10 protein-coding genes are annotated in these 11,853 nt (G+C 67.7%); 3 read left to right on the top strand and 7 right to left on the bottom strand.

Annotated elements, in window-relative coordinates; all coding sequences use genetic code 11:
* Nucleotides 1-47 precede the first annotated feature (47 nt).
* Together ACWD2L_RS02010 and ACWD2L_RS02005 are read left to right on the top strand one after the other, a co-directional pair.
* Nucleotides 48-1,232, top strand: a complete 1,185-nt coding sequence (locus tag ACWD2L_RS02010) for an acyl-CoA dehydrogenase family protein (protein ID WP_351331206.1) — start codon at nucleotides 48-50, stop codon at nucleotides 1,230-1,232.
* A gap of 1 nt (nucleotide 1,233) precedes the next feature.
* Nucleotides 1,234-1,731 carry a hotdog family protein gene (locus ACWD2L_RS02005; RefSeq protein ID WP_351331205.1) on the top strand — a complete coding sequence of 166 codons (498 nt, stop codon included), beginning with the start codon at nucleotides 1,234-1,236 and terminating at the stop codon, nucleotides 1,729-1,731.
* A 265-nt stretch (nucleotides 1,732-1,996) separates the two neighbouring features.
* Here the strand turns inward: ACWD2L_RS02005 and ACWD2L_RS02000 are convergent, their stop codons facing one another.
* The 7 genes from ACWD2L_RS02000 to ACWD2L_RS01970 all read right to left on the bottom strand — a co-directional run bounded on the left by ACWD2L_RS02000 (nucleotide 1,997) and on the right by ACWD2L_RS01970 (nucleotide 10,620).
* Entirely contained in the window at nucleotides 1,997-3,373 is a 1,377-nt protein-coding gene (locus ACWD2L_RS02000; protein ID WP_351331204.1) for an MFS transporter, read from the bottom strand.
* 28 nt (nucleotides 3,374-3,401) lie between these two features.
* Nucleotides 3,402-4,169, bottom strand: a complete 768-nt coding sequence (locus ACWD2L_RS01995; RefSeq protein ID WP_351331203.1) for an N-acyl homoserine lactonase family protein — start codon at nucleotides 4,167-4,169, stop codon at nucleotides 3,402-3,404.
* Between the two features lie 64 nt (nucleotides 4,170-4,233).
* Nucleotides 4,234-5,283, bottom strand: coding sequence for an NAD(P)-dependent alcohol dehydrogenase (locus tag ACWD2L_RS01990; protein ID WP_351331202.1), 1,050 nt, complete (start codon nucleotides 5,281-5,283; stop codon nucleotides 4,234-4,236).
* Nucleotides 5,284-5,302: 19 nt separating this feature from the next.
* Nucleotides 5,303-6,715 (bottom strand): aldehyde dehydrogenase family protein, encoded by a 1,413-nt coding sequence (locus ACWD2L_RS01985; RefSeq protein WP_351331201.1) that lies wholly within the window; start codon nucleotides 6,713-6,715, stop codon nucleotides 5,303-5,305.
* 264 nt (nucleotides 6,716-6,979) lie between these two features.
* Complete coding sequence (locus ACWD2L_RS01980) at nucleotides 6,980-8,161, bottom strand: FAS1-like dehydratase domain-containing protein (RefSeq protein ID WP_351331200.1); 1,182 nt, start codon at nucleotides 8,159-8,161, stop codon at nucleotides 6,980-6,982.
* Between the two features lie 57 nt (nucleotides 8,162-8,218).
* On the bottom strand, nucleotides 8,219-9,388 hold the full coding sequence (locus ACWD2L_RS01975) for an iron-containing alcohol dehydrogenase family protein (RefSeq protein WP_351331199.1): 1,170 nt from the start codon (nucleotides 9,386-9,388) through the stop codon (nucleotides 8,219-8,221).
* A 44-nt stretch (nucleotides 9,389-9,432) separates the two neighbouring features.
* The gene (locus tag ACWD2L_RS01970; protein ID WP_351331198.1) at nucleotides 9,433-10,620 is read right to left on the bottom strand and encodes a CaiB/BaiF CoA transferase family protein; all 1,188 of its coding nucleotides are present in this window, start codon (nucleotides 10,618-10,620) and stop codon (nucleotides 9,433-9,435) included.
* A 211-nt stretch (nucleotides 10,621-10,831) separates the two neighbouring features.
* Between ACWD2L_RS01970 and ACWD2L_RS01965 the strand changes: the two genes are divergently transcribed.
* Nucleotides 10,832-11,818, top strand: coding sequence for an NAD(P)-dependent oxidoreductase (locus tag ACWD2L_RS01965; protein WP_351331197.1), 987 nt, complete (start codon nucleotides 10,832-10,834; stop codon nucleotides 11,816-11,818).
* Nucleotides 11,819-11,853 lie beyond the last annotated feature (35 nt).

Below are 11,853 nucleotides of genomic sequence, written 5' to 3'. Positions count from 1 at the left end.
GCCGCGCCACCCCACCTACCCCCCGTACCCCGTAGGAGCGATATTCCGTGTTCGATCTGAGCTATGAGCAGCACTCGATCATCAATACCGTGAGGGATTTCGTCCGCGAGCAGATCCGACCGCTCGAAGACCAACTCGATCCGGACGAGAGCCGGCTCCCGGAAGCCGACTACGCACGCCTGACCGCGATGACCCGGAAGATGGGCCTGTTCAACCTCGACGTGCCCGAAGAGGAGGGCGGACCCGGCATCGACCTGGTCACGCGCTGCCTGCTCGCGATCGAGATGTCACAGCACCGGGCCGGGCTCTACGCCCCCTGCTACGACGTTTTCGGGCACACCGGCCAGATCCCCCTGCTCTCCGCGTGGGCGACTCCCGAACAGCGCGAGAAGTACCTGATCCCCTCGATCGAGGGGCGCAAGCGTGCGGCCTTCGCCCTGACCGAGCCGACCGGTGGCAGCGACCCCGGACGCAACATCAGGACCCGTGCCGTGCAGGACGGCGACGACTGGATCATCAACGGTGACAAGCTGTGGATCAGCTTCGCGCACGAGGCGGAGTTCGCCCTGGTCTTCGCTCGCACCGGAGGACCGGGGCGTGATGGCATCACGTGCTTCATCGTCGACACCGACACCCCGGGATTCCACGTACGCCGTATCGCCCACACCATGCGCTCGACGCACCCGGCGACGGAGCTGCAACTCGAGGACCTGCGCGTGCCGTCGAAGAACATCCTGGGCGAGATCGGACGCGGCTTCTACCTTGCCAACGAACGCCTGAGCCGGAACCGGATCCCGTACAGTGCCGGATGCATCGGCCTCGCCGTACGGGCTCAGGAGATGACGGTCGAGTGGACCAAGATGCGCAAGTCCTTCGACAAGCCGCTCTCCGAGCACCAGGGCGTGGCCTGGATGCTGGTGGAGAACGAGCAGGACATCCGCTACGCCACGTTCATGGTCCTCAGCGCCGCCGCCGCGGCGGACGCGGGCCGACCGTTCCGGACCGAGGCGGCCCTGGCGAAGATCGCGGCGACGGAGGCCGCTTCACGCGTCGTCGACCGCGCCATCCAGCTGCACGGCGGCATGGGGGTTTCGCGGGAGATGCCGCTGGAGCGCTGGTACCGCGAACTGCGCATCCGCCGGATCGGGGAAGGGGCGACGGAGATCCAGAAGGTGATCGTCAGCCGCGACCTGCTCCACAACCCCTACTCCTTCTTCATGGACAAGGTCTGACATGGCTCGGGAGCTGTACGAACTGCCGCCCTCGTTCGCCTTCTCCGCACGAAGCCGCGCGCGCACCATCACCGAGGGTGACTTCAGTGCGATGACGAACCTGACCTGGACCTTCGAGGAGATTCATACCGACAGGGTCCTCATGGAGGGACGCGGGTCGGAACGGATGCTCGCCGGCGGCTGCGTCCTCGCCTTCGCCCTGGGCCTGGCGACACCGGCCATCAAGGAGCAGGTCGAGGAGCGCGGCATCAAGCTCATCGCCCTGGTCGGCTACGACGGGATCCGCTTCCACTCGCCGCTCTTCCCCGGCGACACCGTTCATATCGAGTCCACCCTGGTGTCCGTCGCGAAGACGAGCCGCCCGGAGCGGGGCGTGATGACCTTCGACGATGCACTCGTCGACAGTGACGACCGCAGAATCATGAGCTATTCCCGCAGCGCCTTGTGTGAGGTGACGGGGTCGCAGCTCTACGCTCCGGAGAGTTCACGTACCCAGTGAGTGCCGGTACGGGACTCTCCGCCCGCCGAGCAGTGGGCGTTGACCGAGACTGTGATCACGACGTGGAAGGCGCGACACGGTTCGGTCAACGACCACCGCGGGTCCAGCTCAGCGCAGTATTCGATACTGCTCTGTTCCGATGGATCTGACGTCCCTCTCCACGGTTGCGCGGGACGGGGTGGTCACCAACGATGGGCGCCAACGGGGGCGCCACATAAGGGGCGGTGCCCTCCGTCCGAAAGTAGGACCATGACGGTCCTGTGGGTCATCGTCGCGACGCCAGGACGTCGGACAGGTCTCGGCCGCGGGTCTCCGGCAGGCCGATCGCGCCGAGCAGGCTGATCAGGCACAGGAACGCCACGAAGAGTCCGAACGAGAAGGCGCCGTAGGCGGCCGTCATCGAGGCACCGATCAGGGGAGGCACCGCCCCGCCGATGACCAGTCCGATGTTGTAGGCGAACGCCGACGCCGTATACCGGTACCTGGTGTCGAAGAGTTCGGAGAGCATGACGTTGACCGGACCGATCTCAAGACCTGCGAAGAACAACGTCACGCACAGGAGCAGCACGTACTCCCCTGCCGACGCCGACTCCAGAAAGCTGAAGACCAGGAGCGCCCAGACGACCGCGCCGGCGGTCGCCGCCAGCAGGACCGGGCGTCTTCCGAACCGGTCGGACGCGGTCGCGCCGATCACGACTCCCAGTGCCCAGCACAGGCCGCCCGCGACTCCGGCGCCGAGCACGGTGTTGCGGGTCAGGCCGAGTTGCCCGGTGCCGAGGTTCGCGAAGTACGTGGCTCCGAGGTACGTGAACGCGGCCTGCATGATCGAGACGCCGGCGACCAGGAGCATGTGTCGCGGCTGGTGTCGCCATGCCTCGATGAACGGGATCTTCGACTCCCCACCTCCAGGGTCCGGCTCAGCCTTGACCTCGGCTTCGAACACCGGGCTCTCGTCGATCTTGAGGCGGATGTACAGCCCCACCACAACCAACAGGGCGCTCGCCAGGAACGGGATCCTCCAACCGAACGAGGCGAACTGCTCGTCGGACAGGCCCACGCCCACCGCGAGCAGCGTCGCGTTGGCGAGGACGATCGAGAATCCCCCGCCGAGCGAGGTGAACATCGTCCAGAAGCCGCGTCGCCCGGTGGGCGCGCTCTCCGTACTGAAGAGCGCAGCGCCCGCCAACTCCCCACCGGCCGCGACACCTTGGACGATGCGCATGAGGACGATCAGGATGGGTGCCGTGACACCTATCTGGTCCGCTGTCGGCATCGCTCCCACCACGACCGTCGCGCCGCCCATCAGGAGCAGTGTCGTCACCAGCATGCGTTTACGGCCGAGGCGGTCACCGAAGTGGCCGAAGATGAGCGCGCCGACGGGGCGGGCGACGAACGCCACCCCGAGAGTGCCGAACGACGCGATCGTGCCGGCCGCAGGTCCGAGGGCCGGGAAGAACACATCGGCGAAGACGAGTGAGGCGGCCACGGCGTACAGCGTCAGGTCGTAGAACTCAATCACCGTGCCGGTGAAGCCCGCCAGTGCGATGCGGCGCATCTGCCGGGCGTCGCGCGCGGGCACGGGTACCGACACGGGCACGGACTGTTCGGTGTGCTGCTCGTCCTTCTGGTGGGGCAACGTCATCGTTCCTCCCGGACACCCGAAGGTGTCATCAGTAGCCGAAGGCCGCCTTCTCGACCACCGTGTGGTCGTGGCTGGGCAGCGGAGTCCAGCCGGTGCCCTTCAGGTGGGCGAGGCTGGCGCGGTAGGCGTCGAGGTCGGTGAACCGGCCGGAGGGCAAGGGCAGTTCGGCTCCCCCGTTGTCCCAGTTCTCGAAGGTGTCGACGCAGTCACCTGTGATGACGAACGTGCCCGCGCCCGTGTCGACGCGCACACCCTGCGATCCGGGCGAGTGTCCCGGCAGCGGCAGCACACCGATCCCTGACGCGATCTCGGTCGCGCCATCGAGCGGACGGATCCGGTCCAGGGACCCGGCGTACGGCGGCTGCTCCGCGTCACCGTAGATCCTGTACGCCGCCCGGGGCTCCGGGCACGGTCCGGTCGCGAAGCCCAGCTCGGCGCGTTGGACGAGTATCTCGGCGTTGGGGAACGCGTCGTTATTGGAGCAGTGGTCCCAGTGCAGGTGGGTGTTGACAATGAGGTCGACGTCGTCGGCGCGCACGCCCAGTCGGGCGAGCGCGTTGTCCAGGCGCTCCTCCTCCCGCACCACGTACCCGTGCGGGATCCTGCGTCGGATCTGTTCCTCGTCGGCCGGGCCGCCCGTGTCCACGATCACGGTCCGGTTGCGCGACCTCAGCACGAACATCACCAGCGGCATGCTGATGAGCCGTGGGTCGGGGTCGTCGAGGTAGACAAGGTCGGCGGGGACATCGCGGAGTTCGCCGAGTTTCACGGCGTCAATGACCCACTGAGTCGTCATCTGGGGACGGCCTTTCCACTTCGTTGTGGTGTTGTCGAGGCGGCCGAGTCACCGGCCCGTTGGATCAGGCGGTCGTCATCGTCGCGATGTCGATGACACACCGGTATCGGACGTCGCCCGCCGCGACCCTGTCGTACGCAGCGTCGATCTGATCGGCGGTGACGATCTCGACCTCAGGGGTGATCGCATGGCGGGCGCAGAAGTCGAGCATCTCCTGGGTCTCCGCGATGCCACCCACGAGCGTGCCGGCGAGGGAGCGCCGGTTGTTCAGGAGGGAGAACACGTCGACTGCGATGGGCTGCTTGGGGACACCGAGGTTCACGAACGTCCCGTCCAGGGTGAGCAGTTCGAGGAACGCGTCATAGTCCAGGTTCGCGGGGACCGTGGAAAGGATGAGGTCGAAGGCGCCGGCGAAGTCGGTGAAGATCGCCGGGTCCGTCGACAGCCGGTAGTCGTCGGCGCCGCGGCGCAGGGCGTCCGCCTTCTTGTCCATGGTGAGGTCGAAGACAGTGGTGTGTGCGCCGAGTGCCGCCGAGATCGGCACCCCTACGTGCCCGAGTCCGCCGAAGCCGATGATGGCGACCTTGACACCCGGCCCGGCCTCCCAGTGTCGCAACGGGGAGTAGAGCGTGATCCCCGCGCACAGCAGCGGAGCGGCCGCCTCCAGCGGGATCCCGTCGGGGACCCGGAGGACGTACCCCTCGTCGACGACGATCTTCTCGCTGTAGCCGCCCTGTGTGAACTGCCCCGTGCGGTCGGGGCAGTTGTAGGTGCGGATGTGACCCTTACGGCAGTAGGGCTCCATCCCGGCGCGGCAGTAGTCGCACTCCCGGCAGGAGTCGACCAGACACCCGACGCCCACCCGGTCCCCGACGGCGAACTTGCGGACATCGGGGCCGACGGCGGACACGGTCCCCGCGATCTCGTGACCGGGGACGAGCGGGTAGTGCGTCTGGCCGAATTCGCTGCGGGCACGGCTGACGTCGGTGTGGCAGATGCCGCAGAAGGCGATGTCGATCAGGACGTCGCCAGGGCCGACGTCCCTGCGCTCCAGCACCATCGGCTTGAATGTCTCGCCGGGGCCCGCGATGGAGCGGGAGTTGACTGTGATCATGCTGCTCGCGCCTCCCGGGTCAGCCGATGGACTTGTACTCGAGGAACTCCTCGATTCCGTAGCGGCCGAACTCCCGGCCGATACCGGAGAGTTTGAAGCCGCCGTGCGGGGCACGCTGGTTGACCGCAGAGCCATTGATGCGGATGCGTCCGGCGCGCAGTCGACTGGCGAGACCGCGGGCGCGCTCATCGGTTCCGGCCCAGATCGCTCCCGCGAGTCCGTAGTCGGTGTCGTTGGCGATCCGGAAGGCTTCGTCCTCGTCGTCGAACGGGATGAGCACCACGACCGGGCCGAAGATCTCCTCGCGCGCGATACGTGAGGTGTTGTCACCGGAGAAGACGGTGGGCCGCACGAAGAAGCCCCGGTCGAGTCCCTCGGGTGCCTCCGGGCCGCCGGTGAGGAGGCGTACGCCCTCGTCGAGGCCGGACTGGATGTAGTCGCGGATCCGCTGACGCTGGTGGATGTTGGCGACCGGGCCGAGCGTGGTGGCCGCGTCGTAGGGGTCGCCCAAGACGGAGCTCTCGGCCTTGCGGACTGCGATCTCCTCGGCCTCGGCCAGCCTCGATCGAGGGACGAGCACACGGGAGAGGCCGCCGCACACCTGCCCGGAGTTGCGGAAGGCGTCCTCCATGCCGACCTCGATGGCCCGCGCCAGGTCGGCGTCCTCCAGGATGACGTTCGCCGACTTGCCGCCGAGTTCGAGGGCGACCTTCTTGACGCCTTGGGCGGCCAGCTCCATGACGCGACGGCCCGCCCGGACGGAGCCGGTGAGGGAGACCATGTCGACCAACGGGTGGGTGACGATGGCCTCGCCGACCGCGGGGCCTGTTCCCGAGACGAGGTTGAACACCCCGTCCGGCAGGCCCGCGTCGGCGCACATCTCGGCGAAGATGAAGGAGCTGAGCGGTGCGACCTCGGTGCCCTTGAGCACGACGGTGCAGCCGGCCGCGATCGCCGCTCCGGCCTTCATGCACACCATGCGCATGGGGCCGTTCCACGGCGTGATCGCGCCGACCACACCGGCGGGCTCCCGGGCGACGACGGTGTGGTCGACCTGCTCCTGCCAGGAGATCCCGGACAGACTGTCGGCGATGCTCTCCAAGTCCACCACCGCGGAGGCACCTTGGGCCTCGGCAGCGATCGCATAGGGCTGACCGATCTCGCTGACGACGGCCCTGGTGATCTCGTCGGAGCGCTTCTTCGTCAGCTCCGCGAGCTTGCGCAGGAATCCCGCGCGCTCCTCGACCGTGGTCCTCGACCAGGCCGCGAAAGCCGCGGCTGCCGCTTCGGCGGCCGCGTCGACGTCCACCGGTGTGCCGGCCGGAATCGTGACGACGGCCTCCTCGGTGACCGGGTTGATCACCTCGAGGACATCGGTGCCCGCCGAAGGCACCCACTTGCCATTGATGAAGATCTGGTCGCGTTCGATCACCGAACACACTCCTCGAGCATTGTCGCAGCAGCCACGCTTGTTCGTATTTAAGAACCATCGATCGTTATTGCGGCTGCAACGCTACGGACATCTGCTGAAAGGTGTCAACGCCCCAGCAGGTCGGATTGCGGGACGTCGCCGTCGCGACGTGTCACTTCGTGGGCACTGGTGACCGCGGTGGCCCGAGACCGTACGGCGCGGGCTGCATCGGAGTGGCCGTGCGCCCCCACGCCGCGTTCCGGCCCGCCGTTCACGGGGCGAAGGTCACACGGCTCCCTCCGTACGCCGCGGCAGCACGACCGTCGCCGTGCCCGGCATGCAGTTCTGCTCGCGCTGGTTGTACGCCCAGGTCTCCAGGTGCACCACGGCGTCGCCGTCGGCGTCGATCTCCTTGCCCACGATCTTGCCGCCGAGGCGGACGACGTCCGACAGGTAGACGTGTGCCCGGTATTGGCCGTGGATGGCCTTCACCGCGCCGGCGTCGCCCATCCAGTGCGTCAGAGTGTGGATCTGCCAGCAGGTGCGCTGGATGCCGACGTCGTACGCGATCTGCGCGCCCTGCAGCCGTGCCGCGTAGTCGTTGTAGTGCACCGAGTACACGGGCTCAAGGGCCTGGGTGTTGGGGTCGCGGAAGGCCCACTTCGGGTGCTTGCGGTAGCGGCGCAGTGCCACGCCGTGCGCCGACAGGCGCGGGATCGGCGCAGCGCCCGAGGCTACGTAGGCGATTTCGTCCGTGAGTCCGATCGGGCCCTTGGTGAGGGTGTCGAGCTCGTCACCGATCTGGACGTCGTCCCAGTACCGCGGGTCGGCGCCGCGCGGCGTCTCGTTGAGGATGTCCTCCTCGACCTTCTCGAGTTCCTCGCCCGTCCACGGGTGCGGAAGCTCGATCGAGCGCGAGCTGCGCCGCTTCTGCATCTCGCTGCGCTCGAATCGCATCCGCGAGCAGATGAACCGTGCGACGAGCTGGCCGTCCTGGTTCCAGTACTCCTGACGCAGATAGTCCTTGATCCGGCGGCCGCCGAAGGAGCTCTCGATCGGGTCGTCGAAGCCGTCGAACCAGACCCGAGCCGTGATCTTGTCGCCGACCCGGATCGGGGCGTGGAAGGTCACATCGGTCTCGGCGTGGAAGCCGCCGAGGCCGCGCCAGCCGACCTGGACCGAGCCCAGACAGGCGAAGATGAAGCTCGGCGGGGCGATGATCCCTTCGAAGGGACCCTCCGCGGCGTACTCCTCGTCCGTCCACAGCGGGTTGTCGTCACCGATGCCCTCGGCGAACCGCAGGATGGCCAGGCGGGTGGCGTACTCGTTGTTCACGCACGCGTCCGTGCGGAGCTCGGTCCCGATCAGGTTCCGCATGCTCGTGAGCATCTCTTCGGTGAACTTGCCGCTGGCGAGCTCGCTGCCGATCTTCTCGCCCTGCGGCGTCTCGGATTCCGTCGTCGTCATCGCATTTCCTCATTCATCGTCGATCGCTGAACGTCGTAAAAGTTTGGGATTCTGCTGCTACCAGGCGCCGTTGATCAGGTCGCGGACGTCCTTCTCCTCGGGCGGACGCGGTCCGGCCGTAATGGCCCAGTCGTCCATGGCGTGGGAGGCGGCCTCGCCCAGAGCCCCCTGCTCGACACCGATGTCCTGGAGACGGCGGGGTGCCTCGAACACGTCCAGAAGACGCTCGACCTCCGCGACGACCGCCTCGGGTTCGGCGTCGGCGAGTCCCAGGTACTCCCCGATGGCCGCGATACGGCCGGGCACGACGCTCGCGTTGAACCGCATCGCGTGCGGCAGGAGCAGGGCCTCGACGACGCCGTTGGGCGCCGAGGACCTCGGTCCGATGGCGTGCGACAGGGCCTGGGCGAGTCCGCCGCCGGTGTGGTCACTGCCCTGGCCGCTCATGATCGCCGCGAGCATCAACTGCAGGCGAGGGGCCGCGAGTTCCGGTTCCTTCGCCACTCGGGGCAGCCAGCTCACGACGGTACGCACCGCATGCGCCAGCTGGGCGTCGGCGAGCGGGTCGACCCGACGGGACTGCAGGCCCTCCACCGCCATCGAGAAGATATTGAGGGCGGCCGACCAGCTGAGCCGCGGCGGCGCGGTGAGCGCCATCTGCGGGTCGAGGACGACACCCTGGGCCCGGGCCTTCGGGTCGTAGAGCGCGAGCCGCTCCTCCGTCTCCGGGTCGCGTACGGCGGCGCCCGCCTTGGCGTACGCGGTGGTCGGCGAGCTGGGCACGACCCACTGGGGCAGCTTCGGCGCGGCGAGCCTGGGGCTCACGAGCTTGCCGCCCTCGCGCCTGGTGCACAGCCCCCGTACGTCCTTGCCCTCGCCCAGCAGGATCGTGGCCGCGCGGGCGGTGACGACCGACGACCCGCCCCCGATGGCGATGACCGCGTCCGCCTCGTGCTCGGCCAGGAAGTTCCTGGCGCGCTCGACCGAGGGCAGCGGGCTGTGTTCCTCGACTCCGTCGAACTGCCCGACGAGCCGCTCGCCGAGCGCCTCGTGGACCCGGCCCATCGCCTCGTCGTGTGCAGCCACGGCGGGGATACAGATGATCGCCGCGCGGTGTGCGCCGACCCGCGCCAGTTCGCGCGGCAGGGACTCCAGCGCTCGCTCGCCGCAAAATGTGCGGAAGGCCGGGGCCACGTGCCGGACCCTCAGATCAGGTTCAGCGCTCACGTGCTGTCACTCCTTCTGTCGTGTCGCCTCGTGTTACGTCGGGGTCAGATGGCACCGGCGTCGCGGAGCTTGGTGATGTCGTCGGCGGACAGGCCGAGTTCTTCGGTGAGGACCTGGTCGGTGTGTTCGCCGAGACCGCCGGAGCGGGTGGGTTCGACCATGGGTGAGTCGGAGAGGAAGAGGGGGCTGCCGAGGGTCATGAAGGAGCCCTGCTCGTCCTCAACAGTGCGGAGCACGCCGCGGGCGCGAATGTGCGGGTCTTCCAGGAGTTCCGGCAGGGTCACCACTGGCGCACACGGGATCTTGAGGTCCTTCAGCGCGGCGGCTATTTCTTCCTTGCTCCGCGTACGGGTCCAGGCACCGACGACGGTGTCCACCTCGTCCATGTTGTCGCAGCGACCGGGCATGGTGGCGAACCGCGGGTCGTCGGCTGCCGGGTCGTTCATCACCCCGCGCAGCCGGTCCCAGTGCTTGTCCGTCGGGCAGAGCACCGTCACCCAGCCGTCCGCGGCCGGGTAGGCGTTGTAGGGGGCGACCGACATGCCGCCGTGGCGGTTTCCTGTGCGTTCGAAGTCCGCGATGCTCTCGCTGAGATGCCCTGCGATGTTGGACGTCAGTGAGGGGAGGATGGCGTCCTGCAGGGAAACCTCGACATGCTGGCCACGACCGGTGTGGGTGCGCTGGTAGAGCGCCGCCAGGACCCCGGACAGGATGTGGGTGCCCGCCATGAAGTCCACGATCGAGGGTCCGGTGCGTACGGGGGCACCGTCGGCGAATCCCGTGGTGGACATGATGGCGCTACGAGCCTGGATGGTGAGGTCCATGGCGGATTCGCCGGCATAGGGGCCGAAGGATCCGAAGCCGGTGCCCGTGGCCATGATCAAGCGGGGGTTGATCTCGCTGAGCTGGTCGTAGCCGAGGCCGAAGCGGTCCATGGCGCCGGGTGAGAGGTTCTGCACGAGGACATCGGCGGTTCCGACGAGCTTGCGCAGGACGTCCTGCCCGGCCGGCTGGGCCAGATCGAGGCGAATGTTCCGCTTCCCGGAGTTCAGGAAGCGGAACTGAATGGGATAGCCGTCCTCGTCGACCGCGGGTACGCGCCGGTAGGGGTCGCCCTGGGGGGCTTCGACCTTGATGACATCGGCGCCGAGACGGGCCATCAGCATGGTGCAGTACGGGGCGAAGTAGAACTGTCCGACACAGATCACCTTCACGCCTTCGAGGGCGGTCATGCACAGCCTCCGTCACATCGGGCGTCACTCAAGTCTGAGAATTAGTTCGTTATCGCGAACGCCGGTCCGTATTTACAACCCCGAGGCTAGGGTTGCACCCTGCCGATGTCAACGGATGCGCAGCCCGCGACGGCGTTGACACCCGGACACCCGAGCCTTAGCGTTCATTCGCCCATATGGTCACTAGTTCGCTATTACGATCCATATCTGGGTGGGTGGCCGCGGCTCACGACGACGCCGCCACTGTCCGTTCAGCGACGAAAGGACAACCATGAAGCTCGGTTTCATCGGACTCGGCACCATGGGCCGGGGCATGGCTCTCAACCTGCGACGAGCGGGGCACGACCTCGTCGTGCACGACCTCAACCGGTCGAGCGGCACACCGCTCGAGGAGGCCGGTGCGACCTGGGCGGACTCCGTCGCCGAACTCGCGGGCTCGGTCGACGTGGTGTTCACGTCCCTGCCGGGCCCCGTGGAGATGCGGGAACTCGGCCTCGGTGACGGAGGACTGTTGAGCGCCCTCAAGCCCGGCAGCACATGGTTCGATCTGACCACCAACTCCCCCACGGTGGTGCGCGAGGTCCACGAGGAGTGCCGCAAGCACGACGTGGAACTCTTCGACGCCCCGGTGAGCGGTGGCCCCAAGGGTGCCAGTTCCGGCAAGCTCGCCATCTACGTGGGCGGGGATCGCGAAGCGTTCGACCGCGCGGGATCGGTTCTCGATGCCATCGGCGACCAGATCCTGTACGTGGGCGAGATCGGCGCCGGCAACACGGCCAAGCTGGTGCACAACTGCGCCAGCATGATCATCCGTTCCGGCATCTCCGAGGTCTTCACCATGGGGGTCAAGGCCGGCGTCGAGCCCGACGCCCTGTGGCACGCGCTGCGCCAGGGCGCCATCGGCAGGGCCCGGACCTTCGACCGGGTCGGCGACCGATACCTCCAGGAGGCCTTCGACCCGCCGTCGTTCGCCCTCGGACTGGCGAACAAGGACCTCCGCCTGGCACTGGAGCTGGCCGACGAGTTCGACGTCCCCATGCGCGCCGCACGGCTGGTCGAGGAGGACTTCAAGGAGGCCCTCGACCGCGGCTGGGGAAACCGTGACTCGCAGACTCCGCTGCTCCTCCAGAACGAGCGCGCAGGCGTCACGATCAAGCTCACCCCCGAAGAGGTCCAGGCCGTTCTCGACCGCGGCTGAAACACGCACCTTCCCTGACCGCGAGCAACTCACCA

It is taken from the genome of Streptomyces sp. NPDC002754, from assembly GCF_053592315.1.
This window is presented reverse-complemented; position numbering and strand designations above follow the sequence as displayed.

What these genes read in the sequence shown, in the direction of transcription:
- ACWD2L_RS02005 (WP_351331205.1), top strand. Translation starts at nt 1,234, where the DNA reads ATGGCTCGGGAGCTGTACGAACTGCCGCCCTCGTTCGCCTTCTCCGCA.
- ACWD2L_RS02000 (WP_351331204.1), bottom strand. Translation starts at nt 3,373, where the DNA reads ATGACGTTGCCCCACCAGAAGGACGAGCAGCACACCGAACAGTCCGTG.
- ACWD2L_RS01995 (WP_351331203.1), bottom strand. Translation starts at nt 4,169, where the DNA reads ATGACGACTCAGTGGGTCATTGACGCCGTGAAACTCGGCGAACTCCGC.
- ACWD2L_RS01990 (WP_351331202.1), bottom strand. Translation starts at nt 5,283, where the DNA reads ATGATCACAGTCAACTCCCGCTCCATCGCGGGCCCCGGCGAGACATTC.
- ACWD2L_RS01980 (WP_351331200.1), bottom strand. Translation starts at nt 8,161, where the DNA reads ATGACGACGACGGAATCCGAGACGCCGCAGGGCGAGAAGATCGGCAGC.
- ACWD2L_RS01970 (WP_351331198.1), bottom strand. Translation starts at nt 10,620, where the DNA reads ATGACCGCCCTCGAAGGCGTGAAGGTGATCTGTGTCGGACAGTTCTAC.